This window comes from Yoonia sp. (genome assembly GCF_014859355.1).
Classification (GTDB): domain Bacteria; phylum Pseudomonadota; class Alphaproteobacteria; order Rhodobacterales; family Rhodobacteraceae; genus Yoonia.
Window position 1 is genome coordinate 35,273 of the sequence record NZ_JACUUJ010000008.1, and the last position, 25,619, is coordinate 60,891.

Consider the following 25,619-nt stretch of genomic DNA (forward strand, 5'->3'; position numbering starts at 1 on the left):
CTATTGTGGAATAATGGTTGGTTCGCTATTGCTGCTACCCGATGCTGCGATCAGCAAAAGGGCAAGAATGCCCAGCACCACGAACGTCGGGTCAACAGAGCTGCCGGCAGGTTCAAAGGTATCCACGACAACCGGGGGTGTTTCGATGATTTCGGGCGACAGGCCGCCGGCATTGGCAGATAAGGTTGAAATGGCCAGGGCTGCAGCGGCCGTCATATGAATACTAAATCGCAAGGCTGTTTCCTTTTCAATAAGTTATTGTGCGCACAGGATCCGGCGCGCACGGCCAAATTTTTTACAGAGGCCAGCCTCTGGTCAACTATTTTTTAACAAAATTGCCGAAACGAGGACCGAAGCGGCAAAGTTTGTGATGCAATGTGTGATTTCAGACCCAGTTCCCCTCAAAATCTGCCGGCACCAGCAGAATGTCACGATCCAGCGTCGTGATGTCACGCCGCCCGCAGAGCGCCATGGTTGTGTCCAATTCCTTGTGGATCACCTCTAACGCTTTGGTGACGCCTTTTTCGCCCATCGCACCCAGCCCGTTAACATAGGCCCGCCCGATATAGGTGCCCTTGGCCCCCATCGCGAGCGCCTTAAGCACATCCTGCCCTGACCGGATTCCGCTGTCGAAATGCACCTCAACCTTGTCGCCGACCGCATCCAGAATGGCAGGCAAGGCGCGAATGGACGACAGGGCGCCATCCAGCTGCCGACCGCCGTGGTTTGACACGATGATCGCATCGGCCCCAAGCGCGGCAGCTTTGCGGGCATCGTCCGCGTCCAGTATCCCCTTGAGGATCACCTTGCCGCCCCACATTTTCATCAATTGCGCCACACGGTCCCAGTCCAGTGCGTGATCGAATGCCTCGGCGGTCCAGGACGACAGCGATGAAGGGTCCGACACCCCCTTGGCGTGGCCCACGATATTGCCAAAGAAACGGCGTTTGGTTTGCAGCATTTCAATGCCCCAGGGCCATTTAGTCGCCAGATCGGCCATGCTGGCAATGGTGAATTTTGGCGGCGCGGACAGGCCGTTTTTCAGATCCTTGTGGCGCTGGCCCAGGATTTGCAGATCAAGTGTAATCACAATGGCCGAACAGCCCGCCGCGCGCGCGCGATCGAACAGGCGCTGCATGAAATCATCATCTTTCAGCGTGTAGACCTGAAACCAGAACGGTTTACTGGTGTTCTCGGCGACGTCTTCGATCGAACAGATCGACATGGTGGACAGTGTAAAAGGCACACCGAATTTTTCAGCCGCTTTCGCCGCCTTGATTTCCCCATCGGCACATTGCATCCCCGTCAGTCCGACAGGGGCCAGCGCCACGGGCATCGCCACATCCTGCCCGATCATCCGGCTTTTGGTGGTGCGGTTGGTCATATCGACCGCGATACGCTGGCGCAGGCGGATCTTGTCGAAATCGGATGTGTTTTCGCGAAAGGTCTGTTCGGTCCAACTTCCGCTTTCGGCGTAGTCATAAAACATCCGTGGCGTGCGGCGTTTGTGCAGACGTTTGAGGTCTGCAATGGTGGTAATAACAGTCATGGTGTGGCCTTGTGAAATTGGTCATGAAACATTACCGATTTCACAGGGCAAATCAAGGCGCGACGGTCAGCCGCGATGTGCACCATCAGAAAGTGTTTTCACAAAGGCCAAAACATCAGCCAAGCTATCGCCATTGGCGATCCGGTCCACGATGGCGGAACCAACGACCGCCCCATCGGCGATGCTGGCAATATTTTCGGCGGCTGCGGGCGTTTTTATGCCAAAGCCGACAATCACCGGCAGATTTGTTTTGGCTTTGATCCGGGCCACTTCTGGGGCGACATCGGCTGCCTGTGCCTCGGCAGTGCCGGTGATTCCCGTGACCGAGACGTAATAAACAAAGCCGGATGTATTTTGCAGCACCTTGGGCAGGCGTTTGTCATCGGTGGTCGGGGTGGCCAGCCGGATAAAGTTGATCCCGGCGGCCTGCGCGGGGATGCACAATTCGTCGTCTTCTTCGGGGGGCAGATCGACGATGATCAGCCCGTCGATACCCGCCGCGACCGCGTCTGACAAAAACCGGTCAACGCCACGCGAATAGATCGGGTTGTAATAGCCCATCATGACAATGGGGGTGGTGTCATCCGTCTTGCGCAGCTCGCGGGCGTATTGCAGCGTTTTTTCAAGAGTTTGGCCACCCTCCAACGCGCGCTGACCGGCCAGCTGGATCGTGATGCCGTCGGCCATCGGATCGGTAAAGGGCATGCCCAGTTCGATGATATCAACGCCCGCGCCGGGCAGACCTTTGACGATATCCAGCCCAATGTCGTAGTTGGGATCACCCGCCATCACATAGGCGACAAAGGCTTTCTTGCCCTCGGCGCGCAACTGCGCAAATTTCGCGTCGATTCTGCTCATGATGACCCCCGTTTTGAAACCTTCGTCGGTGTGCGCGATGGGACACGGAAAATCAATGGGGGCGGTGAATTCTTCTGGGGTGCTGCGGCGCTTGCGTCAGCGGGCAAGCGCGCCTAGAAGCGCGATGAATTAAAGGAGAGCCGCCATGGGTTTCAAGATGGGTATCGTGGGCTTGCCGAATGTCGGCAAATCAACCCTTTTCAATGCGCTGACGAAAACAGCCGCCGCACAGGCCGCCAATTTCCCGTTCTGCACGATTGAACCCAATGTGGGCGACGTGGCTGTACCCGATGCGCGGTTGGACAAGCTGGCAGAAGTTGCCGGATCCAAGCAGATCATCCCAACGCGGATGACCTTTGTCGATATCGCAGGTCTGGTCAAAGGGGCAAGCAAGGGCGAAGGGTTGGGGAACCAGTTTTTGGCCAACATCCGCGAATGCGACGCAATCGCCCATGTCCTGCGCTGTTTTGAAGATGATGACATTACCCATGTCGAAGGCCGCGTTGACCCGGTGGAAGACGCCGATGTGATCGAAACCGAACTGATGCTGGCCGATCTGGAAAGCATCGAGAAACGCCTGCAAAACCTGACACGCAAGGTCCGTGGTGGTGACAAGGATGCGGTGCAACAGGTGCGGCTTTTGGAGTCAGCACAAGCGGCATTGGAAAAAGGTCAGCCTGCCCGCACGGTAGCGGTGGACCCAGAGGACGCCAAGCAATGGCGGATGCTGCAACTGCTGACGACGAAACCGGTGCTTTATGTGTGCAACGTGGAAGAAGAAAGCGCACAGAGTGGCAACAGCCAATCCGTCCGCGTGGCGGAAATGGCGGCGGCACAGGGCAATTCCAGTGTCGTGATCAGCGCCCGGATCGAAGAAGAAATCAGTCAGCTTGATCCCGAAGAGGCGGATATGTTCCTGTCGGAAATGGGGTTGGAGGAACCGGGGTTGGATCGTTTGATTCGCGCCGGTTATGAATTGCTACACTTGCAAACCTATTTCACCGTGGGCCCGAAAGAGGCACGCGCCTGGACCATCAAGGCAGGGACATCAGCGCCGCAAGCGGCGGGTGTCATCCATGGCGATTTTGAACGCGGCTTTATTCGGGCGGAAACCATTGCCTACGATGATTTCGTGACATTGGGCGGTGAACAAGGCGCGAAAGAGGCGGGCAAGATGCGCGCGGAGGGCAAGAATTACATTGTCAGGGATGGTGATGTTTTGCACTTCTTGTTCAATACGTGACAGGCTAAGGGCATCTTTCTTTCTGGTTTGTTTTTGCGCAGGTCAGTCAGGGAATATCTGGCATTTCACCGCGTTCCGCGGCTGCTACGCAACCCTGACGGTCGTGGCGATGTCAGCCATGTCATGCGTGTCGGGCGCAAAGCGCAGATGAGATACAAGATTGCGCAAATTAACAGCCTGTCCGCGCATCGTTTGCATGGCGCGCAACGTTTCTTCGACCATGCTCGCGTTCATTTGGGTCATGCGGTCCATTTCCGTTACCGCGCTGTTGATTTCTTCCAGACCTTGTGACTGTTCGCGCGCGGCCTCGGACGAACGCACGGCCGGTGATCGCACCTCGAAGGCGACAACAGCAAAGCCGCGCCCTGCATCGCCGGCCCGTGCCGCTTCCACACCAGCGTTGAGTGCGAGCAGATTGGTTTGAAATGCAACATCGTCAATCATGCCGGTGATCCGGGAAATACTACCCAATGAAATGTTGATCGCTTCCATTGCACTCGCTGCAAGGGCAATGATCTCTGCGCCTTTTCACCAACCTCGCTGGTCTGAAGTGCATTTTCCGAGGATGATGCGATGCGCGCGGTCATCTCGTTCATTGCGGTGGCTGTTTGCTCTAGCGCGGCGGCTTGGCTGACGGTGCGGGTTGACAGTTGATCGGCAGACTAGGTGATATCACCTGACAGCCGTGAAAGCGACTGCATCGCGGCTGACATTTTCTGAATCGTTGCCCCCAACAGGCGCGTCGCATCGTTAAACTTGATCCGCACAAGATCGTATCGCTTGGGGAAATCGCTGGTTACGGGGCTGCTGATCATATGCCCTAAATTTCCACGGGCCAATTTGTCGATCGCGATGCCAAGGTAATCAAAGGCTTTCTTCTGTTCCTCGCCCCAGACGGTAAAAGTAATATCGACCACCCTTTCCATGTCCAGCGCCAGGGCCCGCGTCAGGGTCGCGACGACGGCTGCAGACCGCCCCGACCTACGGCGGAAAAATTCACGCGTCAGCTTTTTCATAAAAATTTAAATCAGATGGAAAGAGGCGCAGGCATAGGCAGAAAGGGACATATCCAGCGGCAAGTTGATCCTTGCGTGGGTCCGCCCGATCCGTTCGGTCGAAGCGATGTAATTGGGGCCGAAATCCCCCGCGAACAGAATTTGCCAGTGTTTTTTCTGGGCATTGCGCGCTGAATCAACCTGCCCCGGTCAGGGAAAGAATTTCACGGTTTCACCATCCACGAGCGCCCGTTCATAGAAGCGGCCAAGAACCTCATCCAAGGCGGGCATCAAATGTTGCCCGGCCTCTTTCAATAAATTCAGATTTCCGAGGTCGAATTGCCGCAGCTTGTGAGCGATTGAGAAGGTCATGTGTGTTCCGCGAAAAACAGGTTTCACCTTCTGGATTACAGTCTCGGTGTTAGAAAAGCGTAAACCAGTGGCGCTGTCATGCGGAACGTTTCATTATTTATCCCGCGCCCCCTCATTGCGCAGTCTTTGGCGAATACGGGCGGCGCGTTCCGGCGGCAGGGTTGGCGCGGCGTCGCGCATCTGTGCGACCTTTGCCTCGGCACCTGCTATCAAGCCCGGAATGTGCTGCGCCTCGGGCAGGTTTTTCCAGTATTTGCGCGGCATTTCCGATGTCATCGCCTGCACCTTAACCCTTGCAGGGTTGAAGATATTGCAGAAATATGTGCCCCAAAGCGCCTCTGCTGCGTCATCTGGCAGGTCTGGTTTTGGCTGGCCGGGGTGAAATGTCAGATTGCCGTCCACGAACTGCGCCGTCACATCCGGTGTGGCGATCATCCAGTCCATGTCGGCAAACCGGCGACCGAAGAAGGGGGCGGTGGGTTCGACCGTGTGATGCGTGGGTTCAAACCACGCGGCAAAACTGCGGCGCGCGCCACCTTGTCGCAGGTCGCGAAAGCGGACAAAGGCCTTCATCTTGTGTTTGCATCGCTGCACGGCCTTTTCCATCTGGAGCAGTTTGGCCAGATCAGGATCAGTCTGATCTTGCATCAGCCCCTTTTCATGCCGCAAGCGCCACAAGAGCGTGTAAAGCCGGGCAAACCGTTGCGGGTCTTTGTGCCAAATCACCGTATTGGCCAGTTGCAGGAAACTTTGCGGGGCTTTTACGGGGCGCGTGGGCGGGGGCAGGTCGGTTGTGCCTTCGAACAGGGCGGGCATGTCGTGGTCAAAATCCCACAGCACGTTCTGTGGTGATACGCCCGCGCCAATCAGCCGTTTCGCGGCATCGCGCCACGCCAGATCGGTGCCGATGCGGGGTAGGGGGACTGTGTAGATCATAGCAGTTGCAATTGTTCCGGTGGCGGGGCAAAGCGCGCGCGCAAATCGGCGCTGTCGGTCAGCGCGCCTGGCCGCCAATCCTGCGCCACGATAAAGGCGCGGGCCTTTTTCAATGCGGCCCCCATGCGCAGCAGATCATCATAGCGCAGGGTGCGATGCCGCCTTGTCTGCAATATGCGGCCGACTGTGCGCGTCCCGAAGCCCGGCACGCGCAACAGCATATCGCGCCCGGCCCGGTTCACATCCACCGGAAAACGCGCGCGGTTCTGCAAAGCCCATGCCAGTTTTGGATCAATGTCCAGATCAAGGTTGCCATCGGCGCGGGCGGCGGTGATTTCAGCCACGTCAAAGCCGTAGAACCGCAAAAGCCAATCCGCCTGATACAGCCTGTGTTCGCGCACCAGCGGTGGTTTGATCAGCGGCAAAACGGCGGACGCATCGGGAATGGGCGAAAATGCCGAATAATACACCCGCCGCAGTCCGTAATTGCAATAAAGTCGGGTGGATTGCCCCAATATCGTTGCATCTGTCGCACCATCTGCGCCCACGATCATCTGGGTGGATTGGCCCGCGGGCGCGAATTTTGGCCCCCTTTTGCCGCGATAGCTGCGTTCGTCTGCCGCGGCTTTGCGTTCCTTGACATCGCCCATCGCCTTGCGGATCGTCACTGGGTTCTTTTCGGGGGCATAGGCGCGCACGGCGGCATCTGTCGGCAGTTCCACGTTGATCGACAGGCGGTCGGCAAATAGCCCCGCCTGTTCGATCAGTTCGGGGGCAGCATCTGGGATGGTTTTCAGGTGGATATAGCCACGAAACCCTTCATTCTCGCGTAGGCGCTTGGCGATTTGAACCATTGCTTCCATCGTGGCGTCGGGGGACCGGATGATGCCCGAGGATAAAAACAGCCCTTCGATGTAATTACGGCGGTAGAATTCGATAGTAAGCTGCACGACCTCGTCCACCGAAAACCGTGCACGGGCCACGTTTGATGACACGCGGTTGATGCAATAGGCGCAATCGTAGATGCAAAAATTCGTCATCAGGATTTTCAACAGGCTGATGCAGCGGCCATCGGGGGCGTAGGAATGGCAGATACCCGACCCTTCGGTCGACCCCAGCCCCTTGCCGTCGCGGCTGTCGCGCTGCGTGGTCCCGCTGGATGCGCAGGACGCATCATAGCGGGCGGCATCGCTGAGAATCGCAAGTTTTTCTGTCAGTGTGAATCGGCCCATTTGTTCATGTTATGTTCTTATTCTGGCGGTGGCAAGCCGCGGCACGACACTGTGGCAGATCAAGTTTGCACTGCCCGGCGTGCAAGGGTCATGGACATCCACGGCCCTTGCAAGTCGTTTTATCCAATTTCGCGCAAACGGGCGACAGCGGCTTTCAACTGGGTTTCCTCTGCTTCGCGCAGGGCCAGATTTTCGCGGGCTTCGGCGACCACATCATCGGGGGCAGAGGCCACGAAATTGGGGTTGTTCAGCCGCCCGCGCAGGCCACCCAATTCCTTGCCCAGCTTTTGCAAGGTCTTTTCCAGACGCGCAATTTCTTCGGGGACGTCTATCAGATCCGCCAGCGGCAAACCAAAGGTGCCGCCGTCCATCGGTATCGTCACACAGCCCTTTGGGAAAGCATCGACATGGGTCAGGCTGTCGATCCGGGCCAGCCGCTGGATCAGCGCGGCGTTGGTATCCCACGCCGCCTGTCCGCGCGCATCCAACCCCATGACGACCAGCGGCACCTTGGCCCCTGCGGGCACATGGGCCTGCGCACGGGCGCTGCGGGTGTTGTCGATCAGGTCAATCACCCAGTTCATTTCCCGGTCGGCATCGGCATCGACCAGTTCCGCCGCCGCGTATGCGGGCCAATCGGCATGGGCCAGCATCTTGGCGCGGTTTTTGGCCAGCCCCCACAGTTCTTCGGTGATGAACGGCATGATCGGGTGCAACAGGATCAGGCATTGGTCCAGCACCCAGCGCAAGGTCTGTTCGGTCTCGGCCTTGGCGGGGGCATCATCGCCTTGCAGAATGGGTTTGGAAAATTCCAGATACCAGTCACAGACTTTGCCCCACGTGAAGGCATAAAGCACGTTCGCGGCATCGTTGAAACGATAGCTTTCCAATGCGGCGTCCACGTGTTCGCGCACCTTTGCCGTCTCACCAATGATCCATTTGTTCAGCGTTTGCGCGACTACTGGCCGGGTCGCATCGCCGGGGTAGGGAATCTCGTAGTGTTCGGCAAAGCTGAAGGCGTTCCAAAGTTTCGTGCCGAAATTGCGATAGCCCTTGATCCGGTCCTCAGAGATTTTCAGCACGCCGCCAAGCGCCGCCATCTGCGCGTTGGAAAACCGCAGGGCGTCTGCGCCGTAAAGGTCGATCATATCCAGCGGGTCGATGACGTTGCCCTTGGTCTTGGACATTTTCTCGCCTTTGGCGTCGCGGACTAGCTGGTGCAGATAGACGGTGTGGAACGGTGCGGTTTCCATGATCGACTCTGACATCATCATCATGCGGGCAACCCAGAAAAACAGAATGTCCTGCCCCGTGATCAGCACGTCACCGGGGAAATATTTTTGCAGTTCCGGCGTGTTTTCGGGCCAGCCCAGCGTGCCAAACGGCCAAAGGCCGGAGGAAAACCATGTGTCGAGGACGTCGGGGTCGCGCCAGACGGGAAAGACCAGTTTCATGGGGTCTTGTGTCACGTTATATTCCGCCAGACTGGCCGAGAAACGGTCAATCGCGGTGGCCTTGTCTGCGACTTCGATAACGGTTGCATGGCTTAGCGGGCTGGGGATATCGGCGTTATCAAAGATAAACGCCGATTTCACACTGTCGAAATCCGGCCCGCAATGCATGACCGTTCCGCGGTGAACCATGCCATCCAGCAACAGGCCCAAAAGCGCGACCTCATCCAGATCGCCAGAGGGGTTGTGTTCATCCGCGACCCCAAGGTCGAGCCCATACCACACCGGAATTTGGTGCCCCCACCACAGCTGTCGTGAAATGCACCATGGCTCGATGTTCTCCAGCCAGTGATAATAGACCTTTTCGCCGCTTTCAGGGATGATCTTTGTCCGCCCGGTCCGCACCGCATCCAGCGCGGGGCCGACGATTTTGGCTGTGTCCACGAACCATTGGTCGGTCAGCATCGGTTCGATCACAACCTTGGAGCGGTCGCCGAACGGCTGCATGATCTTTTTGTTTTCGACGAAGGGAACGAATTCCGGTTCGTCGTCGATGGGTGAACCCGCCGCCGTGGCGTCGGAACCACCCATCCTACGGGGGTTGGGGATCATCACCGCCAGCCCCTCTGCTGTGACATCCGCAATGACGCGCTTGCGCGCCTCGAACCGGTCCAGCCCGCGATATTCATCAGGCACAAGGTTCATCGCCGCGATTTTTGCCTCGTCGAAACCTTCTTCGCCATTGGCGATGGCTTGCGCGATGGCGGCTTCTTCGGCGTAGGGCAAGCCGTCGGCGCGCATCGCGCCCTTGGTGTCCATCAGCGCATACATCGGGATATTGCCGCGCTTTGCGACTTCGTAGTCATTAAAATCATGTGCGCCGGTGATTTTCACCGCACCTGACCCGAAATCAGGATCAGGGTAAGGGTCGGTGATGATCGGGATCAGGCGGCGGTGTTCGCGTGGCCCCACGGGGATTTCGCACAGCTTGCCGACAAGCGGGGCATAGCGCGCATCATCCTTGTGGACGGCAACCGCGCCGTCGCCCAACATCGTTTCGGGGCGCGTTGTGGCGATCGCGATATAATCGCGCGTCTCGCGCAGGGTCACATTGCCGTCTGCGTCTTTTTCGACGTATTCATAGGTTTCCCCACCGGCCAGCGGGTATTTGAAATGCCACATATGGCCGTCAACTTCGATATTCTCGACCTCTAGGTCGGAAATCGCGGTTTCAAAATGCGGGTCCCAGTTGACCAGCCGCTTGCCGCGATAGATCAGGCCCTTGTGATACATTTCCACGAATACACGGATCACGGCATCGTGGAAATTGCCGGGCTTTTCTGTGGCTGGCGCGCTGTCGGCCCCCGACATGGTAAAGGCGGATCGCCCCCAATCCATGCTGTCGCCCAGACGGCGGGCCTGCTGTTCGATGACGCCGCCCTTGTCGCTTTTCCAGTCCCAGACTTTTTTCAGAAATTCCTCGCGGCCCAGATCAACCCGCTTGGGCTGGCCCGTGGCGGCCAGTTCCTTTTCGACCATCAACTGCGTGGCGATCCCCGCGTGATCCAGCCCCGGCTGCCACAGCGTGTCAAACCCCTGCATCCGTTTCCAGCGCGTCAGGATATCCATCAGCGTATGGTTAAAGGCGTGCCCCACGTGCAGATGCCCGGTCACGTTGGGAGGCGGCAGCATGATGCAGAACGTGTCGTCGCGTGACGCATTGGCCCCCGCTTTGAAGGCCCCTGCATTTTCCCACATTTGATAGATGCGCGGTTCGGCGGTTTTGGCGTCGAAGGTCTTTTCCATGTGTGGGCGTCCGTTCGGGATTGTTTACGTTGTTATCGTATGGCCTAGCAAACGGACCAACAAAGGAAAAGGCCGATCATCCGCAAAACATTGCGCAACTGCGCTGTCGCACGTCTGGACAACAGACAAAGTGGACCTAGGGTAGGCGCGTCAGATCAAGGGGACGCTGCACATGGAAAAATTTGGCAAAAGCCAGCCGGTCAAACGTGTTGAGGATATCCGTTTTCTGACGGGGCATGGCCGCTACGTCGATGACATCGCCCCGGCGGATGCGCTGCATGCGTGGTTTCTGCGTGCGACCGTGGCCCATGGTGCAATCACAACGCTTGATCTGGATGCGGCCCGCGCGATGCCCGGCGTGCATCTGATCGTCACAGCCGATGATCTGCTGGCTGCGGGCGTGGTGCTGGGCATGGCGGGCAAGATCGTGCAAAACCGCGACGGCAGCATGGGGGCGGCCCCCGAACGCCCGATCCTTGCCCGTGGCCGCGTGCGCCACGTGGGCGAGGCGATTGCCATGATCGTCGCCGACAGCGTGCTGGCCGCCAAGGATGCGTCCGAGGTGATCGGGCTGGAAATCGACGATCTGCCGGTGCATGTCGCTCTGGCCGTCGGCGGCGATGCGATTCATCCCGAGGCCCCTGAAAACCTTGCCTTTGACTGGGGGATGGGGCACGAGGCCGCCGTGCGCGCGGCAATTGATGCCGCCGCAAGGGTGGTGCGCGTGGATGTTTTCGACAACCGCGTGATCGTCAATTCCATGGAACCGCGCGGCTGTTTTGCCGAAGTGACCGACGGCCGTTTGCATCTTGCGTTCAACGGGCAGGGCGTTTGGGGCATGAAGGGCGATCTGGCGCGCCATTTCGGCCTGTCGCCCGATGATGTGCGCGTGACCAACCCCGATGTGGGGGGCGGTTTCGGGATGAAGGGAATGCGTTACCCTGAATACTTCGCCGTAGCCCATGCCGCCCGCGTGCTGGGCCGCCCGGTGCGCTGGATGTCCGACCGGACCGAGGCGATGTTGACCGATAACGCAGGCCGCGATCTGACGACGACAGCAACACTTGCCCTTGATGCTAACAATCGAATCACGGCCTATCACCTTGATACGATTGCCAATATGGGCGCATATAATTCGCAATTTGCCCAAGCCATCCAGACAGAGCTGTTTTCCAAGGTCATGATGGGCACCTACGATGTGCAGACCGCCTATATGCGCACCCGCGGAGTGTTTACCAATACGACACCGGTTGATGCCTATCGTGGGGCGGGGCGACCAGAGGCGATTTTTGTGTTGGAACGTATCATGGATGAGGCCGCACGGCAGTTAGGCATTGACCCTTGGGAGTTGCGCCAGCGTAATTTTATCCGTCCCGATCAGTTTCCTTATACTTCCGCGACCGGCGTGACCTATGACGTGGGCGACTTCGCGCGCGTGCTGTCGCGTGCCGGCGCGCAGGCGGATCGCGAAGGTTTCGCTGCGCGCAAGGCCGCATCGGCGGCGGCGGGCAAGCTGCGCGGGCAGGGGCTGTGTTACTATATCGAAAGCATCTTGGGTGATCCTGTTGAAACCACCAGGGTGGAATTCACCGGCGACGGCGCGCTGATCTATGTGGGCACGCAATCGAACGGGCAGGGGCATGAAACCGTCTATGCCCAGTTTCTGGCCGATCAGACAGGCATTCCCGCCGACGGCATTACCGTTGTTCAAGGCGACAGTGACCGGATCGCCACCGGCGGCGGCACCGGCGGGTCGCGGTCTGTCACGGTGCAGAACACCGCCACATTGGCCACGGTCGATGTGATGCTGGACGCCTTCACCGCATTTCTGGCCGAGGTCGCGGGCGTGGATGCCAGCGCCGTCAGTTTTGATGACGAACGGTTCCGCATCGCGGGGTCCAACCTGACACCTACCATTCTGGACCTGGCCGATATGGCCCGCGCCGCAGGCCGCGATGATCTGCTGACCCACAGTGCGCGGATCAAGCTGGACAACCGCAGTTTCCCCAATGGCGCCCATGTGGCCGAGGTGGAAATTGACCCCGATACCGGTGTCGTCACCGTGGACCGCTATACCGTGGTTGATGATTTCGGCAACCTGATCAACCCGATGCTGGCCGAAGGGCAGGTGCATGGCGGTATCGCCCAAGGGGTCGGGCAGGCGTTGACGGAACGGGTGGTGTTTGATGCGGATGGCCAGTTGCTCACGGCAAGTTTCATGGACTATGCGATGCCACGGGCTGATGATTTGCCCATGATCGGGTTTTCGACGCAAAGCACACCGTCGCTTTATAACCCTATGGGCATGAAAGGCTGTGGCGAGGCTGGCACCGTCGGCGCATTGGCCGCTGTCAGCAATGCCGTTGTCGATGCCCTGTGGGACATCGGTGTGCGACAGGTCGCGATGCCGTTCACACCCAACAGGATCTGGCATGCAATTGAGGCGGTAAAAGGTGAAAGTGCAGCTGCGTGACTGGTTCTTTGGCCTTTTCGGGCGCCGCGCGCGCACCGAAGAAGGTGGTGCGCGCAAACGGGGTGCTGCGACGCATATCATCATTCTTGACGGCACCATGTCATCGCTGGAACCGGGGCGCGAAACCAATGCCGGGATCACCTTCAAACTGCTATCCGAGGTCAGCCGCAGCGCCAACCTGACCGTTTACTACGAGGCCGGCATCCAGTGGCGCGACTGGAAAACCACTTGGGACGTGGTGACAGGCAAAGGAATCAATCGCCAGATTGAACGGGCCTACGGTGTTCTGGCGTCACGCTTTCGCCCCGGTGACCGGATCGTGCTGATCGGCTATTCCCGCGGGGCCTATGCGGTGCGGTCTTTGGCCGGGGTTGTTGGTATGGTCGGGCTGGTGCGCGCCGATCAGGCCACGGTGCGCGCGATCAGGCAGGCCTATCGCCATTACCGGACCGGCGCGACCAGCCCCTTTGCGCAGCGATTTCGCGAAATCTATTGCCACCCTCACGTCGCAATCGAGGCGGTCGCGGTCTGGGATACGGTCAAGGCGCTGGGCCTGCGGTTGCCGATCCTGTGGCGTTGGGCGCACGCGCAGCATGATTTTCACAACCACACGCTGGGCGACCATGTGCGCCATGGGTTTCATGCATTGGGCATGGATGAACGCCGCGAGGCTTACGCCCCGGTGATGTGGGCCTGTCCGCCGGGCTGGCAAGGCCATATGGAACAGGTTTGGTTCAAGGGTAACCATGGTGATGTCGGCGGACAGGTTTGGGAATATCCTTTTGCACGGCCGCTGGCCAATATTCCGCTGGTCTGGATGCTGGATAACCTGTCTGCCTGCGATATCCCGTTGCCGCACGACTGGCGGGCGCGATTCCCACAGGATGCAGCGGCACCGTCCATTGGCAGTTGGCGCGGTTGGGCCAAGATTTTTCTGTCGCGCCGCCGCCGGATTATCGGGCGGGACGTGTCAGAACGGTTTCACGAAAGCGTGCTGGATCACGCGCCTGAAATTTCAAGCCTTGGGCAATTGCATGATAAGGCAAGTGGTTGATCCGGTGGCATAAAGCCTGCCATCGCTGGCCCCTCTGATTTCGCCATGTGCCACGCCAGTGCTGCGGCCTGCATGATCTGCAACTCCCGTTGCCAGAATTTCAGTGCCTATGGGGATGGCGCGGGTCAGATTAACCTTGTATTCCAATGTGGTATAAGCCGATCCTTGCGGCACCATTGTCATGATGGCACAGCCCATGCAGCTGTCCAGCAGCGTGCCATACCAACCGCCATGCACGCCGCCCATCGGGTTGGCATGTTCAACGCGCGGCGTGCTGCGAAACACGACCCTTCCGGGCGCGACGCTATCCAACCTGTAATCCAGCAAACTTCCCATGGGCGCACGCGCGATATCCCCGCGCAGCATGGCCTGCATGAACGCCAGACCCGACATGGAAAGGACAGTCTCTTTGGTGGGAATCAGGTTTGGGGTGGCGGCGTTGGACATGGTTTCTCCGGGCAAGTGGTTTGCCCAAAGCTGGCGCGTCACGCGACGTTTTGCAACCGCACTTTCGGTGTGACCCCCAGCGCGTGGCAGACATCGCGGGTCAGTTCGGGGCGGTTGAGCGTGTAGAAATGGAAATGATCAACCCCACCAATCCGCAGATCATCGCACAATTCGGTCGCCAATGCCGTGGCCAGCAGGTCGGTTGTGCCGTCGCGGGTGGCATTGGTGAATGCATCATGGATAAGTTGCGGAATATGCGTGCCGCATTGTGCCGCGAACCGCAGGGTGCCGGCCCAGTTTTCAATTGGCAGAATGCCGGGGATGATCGGCGCGTCGATCCCTGCCTTGACGCAGGCATCGCGGAACCGGAAAAACGTGTCGGCCTCGAAAAAAAACTGGGTAATCGCGGATGTGGCACCCGCGTCGATCTTGCGTTTCAGGAACGCGATATCAGCAGCCTGGTCAATGGCTTCGGGGTGTTTCTCTGGGTAGGCGCCTACGCGGATGGTGAATTTGCCCGTGTCAGCCAAGGCTGCGATCAATTCGACCGAGCTTGCGAATCCTTCGGGATGGGGGGTGAATTTTTTCGCCCCCTTAGGTGCATCGCCGCGCAGCGCGACGATTTCGCGCACGCCTGCATTTGCATAGCCTTCGGCGATTTCCAACGTTTCCGCGCGGGTGGCATCGACACAGGTCAGGTGCGCGGCCACATTCAGCCCACTGGTTTTATGAATGGTGCCCACGGCCTCGTGCGTTAGCTTGCGCGTTGTGCCGCCTGCGCCATAAGTCACCGACACGAATGTCGGGTCCAATGGCGCCAGCGTATTGACGCAGTCCCACAGGCGGAATGACGCCTCTAGCGATTTCGGGGGAAAGAATTCGAAAGAAACGGATGGGGCGGACATGGGAAACCTCTTTGCTTGCCTAACCTTTGTCGCATCTCTATTTGAGTGAAGCAAATTCATAAACTTCACGAAGGTCATGAGGACCGCTCACATTATGCATATTGAATTCCGGCACCTGCGCACGATCAAGGCAATCCATGACACCGGCGGGCTGGCCCGTGCGGCGGATTTGTTGAACATCACCCAATCGGCGCTGTCCCACCAGATCAAAGGGATCGAGGATCAGGCGGGCGTGGAATTGTTCGTGCGCCGGTCCAAGCCGCTGAAACTGTCGGCGGCGGGGATGAAGATGCTGGCGGCGGCGGAATCGATTCTGCCGCAGGTGGCCGCGTTAGAGTCCGAATTTTCCGGCCTGATCGCAGGCAGCGCGGGGCGCTTGCATATCGCCATCGAATGTCACGCCTGTTTCGAATGGCTGTTGCCCGTGCTGGAACAGTTCCGCAAGGCATGGCCCGAGGTCGATGTGGATATCCGCCCCGGGCTGGCGTTCGACGCACTGCCCGCCCTGCGCAAGGAAGAGGTGGATCTGGTCATATCATCCGACCCAGAGGATTTACCCGAAACCGATTTTACCCCGCTGTTCGATTATGAACCGGTGTTCGTTGCCTCGTCCCAGCATCCGCTGGCGCAAAAGGATGTGATCGAGGCCGAGGATTTCCGGGGTGAAACCCTTATCACCTATCCGGTGGATCGCGCGCGGCTGGATATCTTTTCGCAACTGCTGACACCGGCCAAGGTGGAACCGGCGGCTGTCCGGCAGGTGGAACTGACGGCGGTTATTTTGCTGCTTGTCGCATCCAACCGGGGCGTTGCAGTGCTGCCCGATTGGGTTGTGCGGCAGGTGCGTTTTAATTCCGATTATGTCACACGGCCGCTGACTAAACAGGGCATCACCCGCCGTCTTTACGCGGCCACACGGGCCGAGGATACCAGCCGCCCCTTCATGGCGCACCTGATTCGCTTGGCGCGGCAAGAGGCGGTGAAGCTCCAGCGGGGCTAGGGGCCTTGCCTCGCGTGGCATTGGGGCCTATACGCCGCGCTTGATCCCGAACCCGAAAGGCCGACCCATGGCAGGCAGTGCAAATCTGAACGTAATGATGAAAACCGCCCGTAAGGCGGGGCGCGCCTTGCTCAAGGATTTCGGCGAGGTTGAAAACCTGCAAGTGAGCACCAAAGGCCCCGGCGATTTCGTTAGCCGTGCCGACCGCCAGGCCGAGGAAACAATCCGCGATGAGCTGATGCGCGCGCGCCCGTCATACGGGTTTCTGGGCGAGGAAGGCCGCGAAATCGCCGGTGAAGACCCCACCCGCCGCTGGATCGTGGACCCGTTGGATGGCACGACGAATTTTCTGCACGGGCTGCCGCATTGGGCCGTATCCATTGCGCTGGAACACAAGGGCCAGATCGTCGCCGGGGTTATCTATGACCCCGTCAAGGATGAAATGTTCTACGCGGAAAAGGGTGGCGGTGCGTGGTTGAACGAAAGCCGTTTGCGCGTTTCGGGCCGCCACAAGATGATCGAAAGCATTTTCGCCACTGGCCTGCCCTTTGCGGGGCGCGCTGATCTGCCCGATACCATCCGGGATCTGGCGCGGATTCTGCCCGCCTGTGCCGGTGTGCGCCGGTTCGGGGCGGCAGCACTTGATCTGGCCTATGTGGCGGCGGGCCGCTATGAAGGCTTCTGGGAACGCGGCCTGCATGCGTGGGATATGGCTGCCGGTCTGTTGATCGTCCGCGAGGCTGGCGGCATTGTTGAACCGCTGAACCCCGATGGTGATATCATGGTTGATCGTCAGGTGATCTGCGCCAACGAGCCGATTTTTGAAACCTTTGCCAAGGTGATCCGCGCGTCTTAACGCCGCCTGACCCGCGGGATATTGCTGCGCCCGTAACCGGCCTCGGGGTGTGGCGGATGGCCCTGTGTTCTGTCCCAGAACCGCACGCCGCCGCGCCGTGCCCATAGTGGCAATGTGGCCAGAAACCCGATGATAAAGCCGCCGGCATGTGCCCAATAGGCGATGCCGCCCGCTGATGTGTCGATGTGCAGGCCGCCAAACAATTGTAGCGCGAACCAGATCGCCAGCATGATCCAGGCCGGCAGCGGCAGAATGCGGAAAAACACGATAAAGATGATCAGTATATCAACCTTGGCCTTGGGAAACAGCAACAGATAGCCCCCCATCACCCCTGCAATCGCCCCCGATGCCCCGACCGTTGGCACCGGCGACATAGGTGCCGACGCAAGTTGCAGCAAGCTGGCCCCGATGCCGCAGGCCAGATAGAAAGTCAAAAACGGGATATGCCCCATCTCGTCTTCCAGATTGTCGCCGAATATCCATAAAAACAGCATGTTACCGCCCAGATGCATGAACCCACCATGCAGGAAAATCGAGGTGACAAGCCCGGCATAACCTTCGCCGCCGCTGATCCGCAGCGGGATCATGGCGTAGTTGAAATAAAGCTGGTTCATTTCGCGTTCGGTCTGGAACAGGACCAGCCCGAACAGGAAAACGGCCACGTTGACCCCGATCAGGGTCAGCGTGACATAGGGTGTGCGCGTCGATGGGTTGTGGTCGCGGATGGGGAACATGCCGCGACCATCCGCGATGCGGGCAGGGCGGTCAAGCCGCTGTTGCGCCGGCCACCTCTGCCAGCAATGCGGCGTTTCCGCCCGCCGCTGTTGTGTCGATGCAGACATGCCGTTCATGCACCGCATGGGCAGTGTCGGGCATGTCTGTGACAAGTGCGGTGATCGGGCCGTCGCGTTTGCTTAGCGCGGTTTCAATGGCATGTCCGGTGTCGGTATCGCCCCACCAGATGACCCCGGCCAGCGGGGTGAGTGTGGCCAGCGCATCAGGGGCCAGCGTGCCCTGGGCGCTGATCCCCACACCGCCCAATGCGACAATCGCCTGCATCTGTGCCTGCGCGGCCTTTTCCCCTGGCCCCATGCACAGGATGGGCCCGCGCGCATGGGTGCTGTGGCGATTGGATTCGCCTGTCGGCCCCGGCAGGTCGTTCGGTTCTGGCGCATCGGGCATCTTGGCATTGGCCAGCCGCTTTGCCAGATCGCGCAGATCAGCGTCTTTATCCCAGCGATCGTCGGTCTTTGGGGCCGGATTCGCGCTAAAGCGCGGCAGGTAATGCGGCCCGCCCGCCTTGGGGCCCGTGCCGGACAGGCCTTCGCCACCAAAGGGCTGACTGCCGACGATGGCGCCGATCTGGTCGCGATTAACATAGATATTGCCTGCGCGGACTCGTTCGACCACCGTTTGCACGCGGTCGTCGATCCGGCTGTGCAACCCGAATGTCAGCCCGTAACCGGTGGCGTTGATCGTGTCGATCACGCGGTCCAGATCGGCCCCCTTGAAGGTCGCGATATGCAGCACCGGCCCGAAAATTTCGCGCGTCATATCGGCAATGCTGTTCACGCGAATGGCTGTGGGCGGGATGAAATGCCCGGCCGTTGGCGTGTTCAGCTGGTGGATCACGCGGCCTTCGGCATGGGCCACGGCGATATGATCGGCGATGGTCTTGTGTGCGGCCAAATCAATCACCGGGCCGACATCGGTGGATAGGTGCCAAGGGTCGCCAATGGTCAATTCGTTCATCGCACCTTTCAGCATTTTCAACAGCTTGTCGGCGATATCTTCCTGCACGTAAAGGCAACGCAATGCCGAACAGCGTTGTCCGGCAGACCGGAACGCGCCGTTGATGATATCGCGCACCGCATGTTCGGGCAGGGCGGTGCTGTCAACGATCATCGCGTTCAGCCCGCCGGTTTCGGCGATCAGCGGCGTACCGGGGGCGCAATTTGCAGCCATGGCGGTGCGGATTTTCAGCGCGGTTGCGGTTGATCCGGTAAAGGCCACGCCATTGATGCGTGCGTCCGATGTCAGCGCTGCGCCCACGTCGCCACCACCGGGCAGCAATTGCAGCGCGCTCGCAGGTACGCCTGCCTTGTGCATCATCTGCACGGCACGGGTCGCGATCAGCGGGGTCTGTTCGGCGGGTTTGGCCAGCACGGCGTTACCCGCGGCAAGGGCTGCCGCAATCTGGCCCGTGAAAATCGCCAGCGGAAAGTTCCACGGGCTGATGCAGGTCCAGACACCGCGCGCGGTGGCGGTATCATCGGCGCGGGCGGCGTAATAGCGCAGGAAATCCACCGCCTCGCGCAGTTCGGCGAACACATCGGGCATGCCTTTACATGCTTCACGGCACATGATGGCGAACAGTTCTGCGGCGTTGGCTTCGTAAGCGTCGGCGACGGCATTCAAAACGCGCGACCGGGTGGCCTGATCGTCGGCCCATGGTGTCGCAGCGCCAATCGCAGTCACGGCATCTTTTGCGGTCGCGGTTTGCACGGTGCCCACAATATCACCGGGCCGGGCGGGGTTGCGCACATCGGCATTGGCACCCTTGTCCACTTTCCCCGCCAAAAGCGGTGCGCCCTGCCAATTGGCAGTGCGAAGTTTTTCGCGCCCCTTGTCAATCTGCGCCAGCGTTGGTGCATGGGTGAGATCCCAGCCTTTTGAATTGGGTCGTTCGGGCAGGAACAAATCCGGTCCGGTGGGCAGGTTGGGTGTTTCGCCTTGGGCGTCGAACGGGCAGGCGGCGACAACCTCGGGCGGGACGGTTTCATCGACGATCTGGTTGACGAAACTGGAGTTTGCGCCGTTTTCCAGCAGGCGGCGCACCAGATAGGCCAGCAGATCCTCGTGCGCGCCGACAGGGGCATAGATGCGGCAGCGGGTGCCTTCGGCCCCCAGAACGATCGTGTGCAGGGTTTCGCCCATGCCGTGCAGGCGCTGGAATTCATAATCATCCGTGCCGCGGTCCATCGCGCGCGCCAGATCAAGGATTGCCGCAACGGTGTGCGCATTATGCGTGGCGAACTGCGGATAAATCCGGTCGGTCATGCCCAGCAGTTTGCGCGCATTGGCGATATAACTGATGTCGGTGTGCTGCTTGGCGGTGAAAACGGGGAACCCGTCGATCCCTTGCACCTGCGCGCGCTTGATCTCGGCGTCCCAATAAGCGCCTTTGACCAGCCGCACCATGATCTTGCGGTCCAGCCGCGTGGCCAGATCGTGCAGATAGTCGATGACCAGGGACGCGCGTTGGCCATATGCCTGCACCACCACACCGAAACCGTCCCAGCCCGCCAGCGCAGGTTCCGACAGCACAGCGGTGATCACATCCATTGACAGCGACAAACGGTCTGCTTCTTCTGCATCGATGTTGAACCCCATACCGGCCGATTTCGCCAGTAGCGCCAGCGCGCGGACACGCGGCACAAGTTCTTCCATCACGCGATGTTCTTGCGCGATCTCGTAGCGGGCGTGCAGGGCGGAGAGTTTCACAGAAATCCCGGGGTTTTCTGCAACCGTGTCATAGGTGCAGAAATCGGCAATCGCACTGATCGCGCGGGAATAGGCAAGGTGATAGTGCCGCGCATCCGCATCGGTGCGCGCCGCCTCGCCCAGCATGTCATAACTGTAGGTATAGCCTTTGGCGCGCATCACATCGGCGCGTTTCAACGCCTTGCCGATGTCTTCGCCCAGCACGAACTGGCGGCCCATTTCGCGCATGGCGCGGCCCACGGCAGTGCGAATGACCGGTTCGCCCAGCCGTTTCACCGCCCCGCGCAGATGCCGCGTGATGCCGGGTTTTTCATCGTCCAGCACACGCCCCGTCAGCATCAGCGCCCAGGTCGAGGCATTGACCAGCGATGACGCGGAATGGCCCAAATGCTTGCCCCAGTCAGATGGCGCGATCTTGTCTTCGATCAGCGCGTCGATGGTTTCTGCGTCCGGCACACGCAACAATGCCTCGGCCAGACACATCAGGGCGATGCCTTCGTCGGTGGACAGGCCATATTCAGCCAGAAACACCTCCATCAACCCTGGTGCGGCGCTGCCGCGAATTTGGCGCACCAGATCGGCCGCGCGCGCGCTGATCCGGGCGCGATCGGCGTCAGACAGATTGGCGGTTTCAATCAACGTTGATACGGCCAAGATTTCGTCACGATACATCGCGGCGTCGATCTGGTGGCGCAGGTCGTTGGTTTCGTCACGGGGCATGGCAAGATCCTTTATACCTTATCTTGACATTATATAGGATTGTTGGCAGGCGTTTCGCCTGCTATTTGCACAAAAGTCGGGCAAGTTGTCTTAATAATGAGGGGAAATATGGCCGAAATGATTTCCGATCTCGACGGATTTGATCGCAAGATTCTTGATGTGCTTGCCGTGGAAGGGCGCATCAGCGTAACTGAACTGGCCAAGCGGATCGGCCTGTCCAAATCGCCCACGCAGGCGCGGCTGAAACGGCTGGAAGATCACTGTGTCATCCGGGGGTATCGCGCCCTTTTTGATCCGATCCGGTTGGGGCGGGATCACGTCGCCTTTGTTGAAGTAAAACTTTCCGACACGCGCGAGGCGGCCCTGGCGGCTTTTGATGCTGCGGTGATGCGCGTTCCCGAGATTGAGGAATGCCATTTGATTGCAGGATCCTTTGATTACCTTCTGAAGGTGCGAACATCGGGCATGACAGGTTATCGGGCTGTTCTGGCCGACAAGATCTCAACCCTGCCGCATGTTGCGAATACATCGACCTATGTGGCGATGCAGGCGATCAAGGAAGAAGGCATATCGCCCGTTTCGCCGGTGCGGGGCTGACTTGACGCGGGCCGTGCACGGCACATGTTCAAGTATATGAGACACATCTTGCCGCTTTGTTTTCCTGTTTTCATCGCAGCCGCGCCTGCCTTTGCACAGGATTGCCCGCCAGCCCCGGACCATTCGGCCCGCCAGGACGCGATTATCGCGCAGCTGGGTCAGGCGAAATCCGAAGGTGATGCCTTTGCGATCAGTCAGGAACTTTGGGCGCTGTGGTTTGATGCGCCCGATGCACGGGCGCAAGCATTTTTGGATGAAGGCATCAGCAGGCGGTCGGGTCACGATTTTCTTGGGTCGCGTGACACGCTGGATGCGCTGGTAGACTACTGTCCTGACTACGCGGAAGGATACAACCAGCGGGCATTTACAAATTTTCTGCGGCAGGATTTTGCTGCGGCACTGCATGATCTTGATCAGGCATTGGCCATCAACCCTAAACATATTGCCGCCCTTTCCGGCAAAGCGTTGACCTTGATGGGGCTGGGCCGGTTGGACGAAGCCCAAGACACGCTGGGTGCCGCTGTGAAACTGAACCCCTGGTTACGCGAACGCGCTTTGTTGGTGGACGTGCCCGGAACCGATATCTGATCCCTTGCCCGCGCCTGCGCAGCACTTTAGGAAAGGGGCGTGCCCGCGTGGTGGAATGGTAGACATCGGAGACTTAAAATCTCTTGGCCGCAAGGCCGTGCCGGTTCGAGTCCGGCCGCGGGCACCAATCATATTTCCTGTGATGCGACGCCCTGTCCGGCGTGGCATGGTCCCATGGTCGGGGGGAAACCGGCCATGGGCATGTTTTCAGGTCGCAACCGACGGGTATTCCTTGCCTTTCCAGTGCTGCAACTTCGCGGCGAATTCTTTCTGAAACGCCAGCGGGCCGCTTTTTTCCATATAGGGTTCGTCGTAGATCCCGATAAAGATCGTCAGGTTCAGGAAGAAATGCGCGCCCATTTCAAACAGCGCGACATAGTCGTGGTTGATCAGCGCCGCGCGTTCTTCAGGGGTGAAAAAGTTGACGGTGGACATTTCCGCATCATTCAGGCGCGGCCCGATGGACTGTTCCCATGTCGCGACAAAGTTGCGCGGATCCTCGGTATAGCGTTTCAGATATTCCGGGTCGCGGTCGGTTGTGAACAGGAATTTGTTGACGTAATACTTGCTCATGCTGCGGCCTCCTTTGGATACCATGTGAAATAGGCTTCCATCGTGTGGAACAGGTCAAGGTTATCGACGTAATCCGCACCTTCCGGCCCGGCGACTCCCAGCATCAGGATGAAGTTCAGGAACCCGTGGGTGGCGTTGCCCGATTTTGCCATTGATTCGTGATCGACATTGGCAAGGATCGCGTCGATATCGCCGTTGCGCAGCCATTCAATCGCTTGGCGGTCGAATTCCGGGTCTGGCCCGGTTTCCATGAACTGGCGCGGCCCGCCCAGTTCCAGCGACAGATGCCCGGTGCCGATGGCGGCGACACGTTTGTCTGACGGGTAGGCGTCGATCGCTTTGCGGATCGCGCGGCCAAGATTGTAGAACCGGCGGGGGCTGGGCAGGGGCGGGGCAAAGATATTGGTATAGATCGGCACGACAGGCAGGTCTGCATCGGGGCGCACGGTGATGATCGGGCAGATGATCGAATGGTCGATCTTCAATTCGTTGGAAAAGGCGAAATCGAAATCCTGATCCATCAGGTGCTGGTGCATGAAACCGGACATGTCTTCGTCACCGTCCAGCACGTATTTCGGGATGCCGAATTCGCGTTCTTCATTATAGAATGTCGCGTCATAGCGCGGCGCCTTGCCGATCAGGAACTGTGGGCAGTTATCCAGAAATATCTGGTGGAAATGGTCGGACCCGATCATCACCAGAATGTCCGGTTTGGTGCGTTCCAGCGTTTCGCGGTAGGCCTCGATCTTGCGTTTCCATTCGGGCGCTTGCGGCATCTGCTGTTCGGGCGGCATTGTCGTCGCCCTGAGGTAGAACGGGTGGTGGGTCGAGGCAAGTGTGGCAACTAACTGAGCCAAAGTCTCACTCCTTATCTGGTCAAATGGCCGGTGCGGGCCGGGTCAGTGATGCCCCCGCAACAGATGTTGCGGGGGTGTCATTCAGGCAAAAAGATCGCGTTCGATTCCTGCGGCCTCGAACAGGTAGTCGCGGCTGGATTCCAGTTCCGTGCGCAGGCGGTCAATGTCAAAGCCAAGCATCTGACCTTTCCATTTCTTGATCTGACCCGCGACCATGACAGTATCGACGTTGTTGCGTTCCATCAGGGTCACGACTGCACCGGGCACGTTGTTCAGCGGGGCCACGTTGATGGCCTGCGCATCCAGCAGAATGATATCCGCTTCCTTGCCGGGGGTCAGTGACCCGATCTTGCGGTCCAGTTTCAACCCCTCGGCGCCGCCCATCGTGGCGTGGCGGATGGCCTGCATGCAATTCATCAGGTCAGGGTATTCCTGCCCTGCCAGCGCCTTTTCATTGGCGAACATGCGTTGCAGCGTGATCAGCCCGCGCATCTGGGTAAAGAAATCTGCTGTCATCGTGCATTCCACGTCGGTGGAAAGCGATGTGGAAAAGCCCATGTCGATGGCTTTCTGGATCGGCGGCGTGCCGTGGCGCATGTGCATTTCTATCGGGACGGAAAGCGAGATATGCGCGCCCGCATCGGCGGCATATTTCCAGCCGTCTTCGGACATGCCTGTCATGTGGATAAAGATGTTGTCGTCGCCGAACATGCCCGCCGCGCCCAGTTCGTCGAACGTGGGTTGCATCCCGAAGGTGCCGACGACATGCAACGCGATGGGCAGACCCAGTTCGCGGCCAATTTTCCAAGCCTCTTCATAGCCGGGCAGGTAGATTTCACCGCCCATGACCATCGTGGTCAGCTGGTCCTCAGAGCTGAAATACTGTTGCTTGATGCGCGCGGCATCGGCGGGGTATTTCGCCCTTTCACCCCAGCCTTCGAAATAGCCGAAGACCCCGCGACGCCCGGCGTCGCGGAGGCCTTCGATCGCCGCATCAGAATGTTCAGGTGAGTGGTGGATCTGGCTGACATCCATGACGGTGGTCACGCCTGCATCAAGCTGGGCGATCCCGCCGAACAGCTCGTTGATATAGACGTCCTCGGGGCGATAGACCATTGAGAATCCTTGCAGGATAGTCTCGTAGTAGTTCGACGCATTTGCCGGGCGGCCATCGTTGATCAGGATGCCGTTGGCCAGCTGGCTGCGCAGGGCCGTTTCAAACTGGTGGTGGTGGGTATCGACGAAACCGGGCATCACGACCTTGCCCGCCGCGTCGATGACAACCGCGTCCGAGGCGTCGATGTTGGCACCGACCGCGACGATGGTCTTGCCGTCGATCAGCACATCACCAACCGCGAAATTACCAACCGCGTCATCCATTGACATGACCGCACCGCCCTTGATCAGCACGCGCCGGCCGGGTGTGCCCAGCCCCTCGGGCAGGGTGGCGGCTGCGGCTTGCTGCGCATAGGCCGTGCCTGTCAGGCCAAGGCCCGCGGTGCCCGCAGCGCCTGCAACGGCGCCGGCTTTCAGAAAGTCGCGCCGCGTTGGGCAAGGCGTCTGGGGTTTTTGGGGGTCACAAAGTCTGCACATGTCTGGTTTC

Annotated in this window: 23 protein-coding genes, 1 tRNA gene and 1 pseudogene; 8 read left to right on the forward strand and 17 right to left on the reverse strand. The window is 59.3% G+C overall.

The genetic code is table 11. From position 1 onward, the window contains the following. From IBX59_RS04840 to trpA, 3 genes are all read right to left on the reverse strand, one after another. The gene (locus IBX59_RS04840; protein WP_296372985.1) at positions 1-234 is read right to left on the reverse strand and encodes a hypothetical protein; all 234 of its coding nucleotides are present in this window, start codon (positions 232-234) and stop codon (positions 1-3) included. 151 nt (positions 235-385) lie between these two features. Continuing rightward, positions 386-1,549, reverse strand: coding sequence for an alpha-hydroxy acid oxidase (locus IBX59_RS04845; protein ID WP_296372987.1), 1,164 nt, complete (start codon positions 1,547-1,549; stop codon positions 386-388). 66 nt (positions 1,550-1,615) lie between these two features. Then, positions 1,616-2,407, reverse strand: a complete 792-nt coding sequence (gene trpA, locus IBX59_RS04850) for a tryptophan synthase subunit alpha (RefSeq protein ID WP_296372990.1) — start codon at positions 2,405-2,407, stop codon at positions 1,616-1,618. A gap of 145 nt (positions 2,408-2,552) precedes the next feature. Here trpA and ychF point away from each other — a divergent pair, with 145 nt between their 5' ends. Then, positions 2,553-3,650 (forward strand): redox-regulated ATPase YchF, encoded by a 1,098-nt coding sequence (gene ychF, locus IBX59_RS04855; RefSeq protein ID WP_296372992.1) that lies wholly within the window; start codon positions 2,553-2,555, stop codon positions 3,648-3,650. An 84-nt stretch (positions 3,651-3,734) separates the two neighbouring features. Here ychF and IBX59_RS04860 read toward each other — a convergent pair whose 3' ends face one another. From IBX59_RS04860 to IBX59_RS04885, 7 genes and pseudogenes are all read right to left on the reverse strand, one after another. Then, the gene (locus IBX59_RS04860; protein ID WP_367119360.1) at positions 3,735-4,166 is read right to left on the reverse strand and encodes a methyl-accepting chemotaxis protein; all 432 of its coding nucleotides are present in this window, start codon (positions 4,164-4,166) and stop codon (positions 3,735-3,737) included. 146 nt (positions 4,167-4,312) lie between these two features. Continuing rightward, complete coding sequence (locus tag IBX59_RS04865; RefSeq protein WP_296372994.1) at positions 4,313-4,666, reverse strand: hypothetical protein; 354 nt, start codon at positions 4,664-4,666, stop codon at positions 4,313-4,315. Between the two features lie 6 nt (positions 4,667-4,672). Further along, positions 4,673-4,837, reverse strand: a pseudogene (locus IBX59_RS15165) (protoglobin domain-containing protein); the annotation flags it as partial. Between the two features lie 18 nt (positions 4,838-4,855). Beyond that, complete coding sequence (locus tag IBX59_RS04870) at positions 4,856-5,017, reverse strand: hypothetical protein (RefSeq protein ID WP_296372995.1); 162 nt, start codon at positions 5,015-5,017, stop codon at positions 4,856-4,858. Between the two features lie 93 nt (positions 5,018-5,110). After that, positions 5,111-5,953, reverse strand: a complete 843-nt coding sequence (locus IBX59_RS04875) for a TIGR03915 family putative DNA repair protein (RefSeq protein WP_367119359.1) — start codon at positions 5,951-5,953, stop codon at positions 5,111-5,113. After that, the gene (locus tag IBX59_RS04880; protein ID WP_296372996.1) at positions 5,950-7,185 is read right to left on the reverse strand and encodes a putative DNA modification/repair radical SAM protein; all 1,236 of its coding nucleotides are present in this window, start codon (positions 7,183-7,185) and stop codon (positions 5,950-5,952) included. Before IBX59_RS04880 ends, IBX59_RS04875 begins: the two co-directional genes overlap by 4 nt. A 119-nt stretch (positions 7,186-7,304) precedes the next feature. After that, positions 7,305-10,442 (reverse strand): valine--tRNA ligase, encoded by a 3,138-nt coding sequence (locus IBX59_RS04885; RefSeq protein WP_296372997.1) that lies wholly within the window; start codon positions 10,440-10,442, stop codon positions 7,305-7,307. A gap of 172 nt (positions 10,443-10,614) precedes the next feature. Between IBX59_RS04885 and IBX59_RS04890 the strand changes: the two genes are divergently transcribed. Then, entirely contained in the window at positions 10,615-12,915 is a 2,301-nt protein-coding gene (locus IBX59_RS04890) for a xanthine dehydrogenase family protein molybdopterin-binding subunit (RefSeq protein ID WP_296372999.1), read from the forward strand. Continuing rightward, positions 12,902-13,969 carry a DUF2235 domain-containing protein gene (locus tag IBX59_RS04895; RefSeq protein WP_296373076.1) on the forward strand — a complete coding sequence of 356 codons (1,068 nt, stop codon included), beginning with the start codon at positions 12,902-12,904 and terminating at the stop codon, positions 13,967-13,969. Before IBX59_RS04890 ends, IBX59_RS04895 begins: the two co-directional genes overlap by 14 nt. Here the strand turns inward: IBX59_RS04895 and IBX59_RS04900 are convergent. Together IBX59_RS04900 and metF are read right to left on the reverse strand one after the other, a co-directional pair. Further along, positions 13,931-14,416 carry a PaaI family thioesterase gene (locus IBX59_RS04900; RefSeq protein WP_296373001.1) on the reverse strand — a complete coding sequence of 162 codons (486 nt, stop codon included), beginning with the start codon at positions 14,414-14,416 and terminating at the stop codon, positions 13,931-13,933. The two genes, IBX59_RS04895 and IBX59_RS04900, sit on opposite strands and share 39 nt — an antisense overlap. 38 nt (positions 14,417-14,454) lie before the next feature. Further along, positions 14,455-15,321 (reverse strand): methylenetetrahydrofolate reductase [NAD(P)H], encoded by an 867-nt coding sequence (gene metF, locus IBX59_RS04905; RefSeq protein WP_296373003.1) that lies wholly within the window; start codon positions 15,319-15,321, stop codon positions 14,455-14,457. A gap of 94 nt (positions 15,322-15,415) precedes the next feature. Between metF and IBX59_RS04910 the strand changes: the two genes are divergently transcribed. Then, positions 15,416-16,321 carry a LysR substrate-binding domain-containing protein gene (locus tag IBX59_RS04910; protein WP_296373005.1) on the forward strand — a complete coding sequence of 302 codons (906 nt, stop codon included), beginning with the start codon at positions 15,416-15,418 and terminating at the stop codon, positions 16,319-16,321. Positions 16,322-16,388: 67 nt separating this feature from the next. Beyond that, entirely contained in the window at positions 16,389-17,177 is a 789-nt protein-coding gene (locus IBX59_RS04915) for an inositol monophosphatase family protein (RefSeq protein WP_296373007.1), read from the forward strand. Here IBX59_RS04915 and IBX59_RS04920 read toward each other — a convergent pair. Then, positions 17,174-17,911: a rhomboid family intramembrane serine protease gene (locus tag IBX59_RS04920; RefSeq protein ID WP_296373009.1), complete on the reverse strand. Its 738-nt coding sequence runs from the start codon at positions 17,909-17,911 to the stop codon at positions 17,174-17,176. The genes IBX59_RS04915 and IBX59_RS04920 overlap by 4 nt on opposite strands. Positions 17,912-17,942: 31 nt before the next feature. After that, a complete protein-coding gene (gene putA, locus IBX59_RS04925) occupies positions 17,943-21,401 on the reverse strand; it encodes a bifunctional proline dehydrogenase/L-glutamate gamma-semialdehyde dehydrogenase PutA (RefSeq protein WP_296373011.1) in 3,459 nt (1,152 codons plus the stop codon). A 108-nt stretch (positions 21,402-21,509) separates the two neighbouring features. Here putA and IBX59_RS04930 point away from each other — a divergent pair, with 108 nt between their 5' ends. From IBX59_RS04930 to IBX59_RS04940, 3 genes are all read left to right on the forward strand, one after another. After that, positions 21,510-21,998 carry an Lrp/AsnC ligand binding domain-containing protein gene (locus IBX59_RS04930; protein WP_296373013.1) on the forward strand — a complete coding sequence of 163 codons (489 nt, stop codon included), beginning with the start codon at positions 21,510-21,512 and terminating at the stop codon, positions 21,996-21,998. Positions 21,999-22,034: 36 nt separating this feature from the next. Next, entirely contained in the window at positions 22,035-22,586 is a 552-nt protein-coding gene (locus tag IBX59_RS04935) for a tetratricopeptide repeat protein (protein ID WP_296373015.1), read from the forward strand. A 41-nt stretch (positions 22,587-22,627) separates the two neighbouring features. Beyond that, positions 22,628-22,713: transfer RNA gene (locus tag IBX59_RS04940), tRNA-Leu, on the forward strand. An 80-nt stretch (positions 22,714-22,793) separates the two neighbouring features. Here the strand turns inward: IBX59_RS04940 and IBX59_RS04945 are convergent. The 3 genes from IBX59_RS04945 to IBX59_RS04955 form a co-directional block, all read right to left on the reverse strand. Beyond that, complete coding sequence (locus IBX59_RS04945) at positions 22,794-23,159, reverse strand: hypothetical protein (RefSeq protein ID WP_296373017.1); 366 nt, start codon at positions 23,157-23,159, stop codon at positions 22,794-22,796. Further along, a complete protein-coding gene (locus tag IBX59_RS04950) occupies positions 23,156-24,016 on the reverse strand; it encodes a hypothetical protein (protein WP_296373019.1) in 861 nt (286 codons plus the stop codon). The genes IBX59_RS04945 and IBX59_RS04950 overlap by 4 nt, the downstream gene beginning before the upstream one ends. A gap of 81 nt (positions 24,017-24,097) precedes the next feature. After that, positions 24,098-25,609, reverse strand: coding sequence for an amidohydrolase family protein (locus IBX59_RS04955; protein WP_296373021.1), 1,512 nt, complete (start codon positions 25,607-25,609; stop codon positions 24,098-24,100). Positions 25,610-25,619 lie beyond the last annotated feature (10 nt).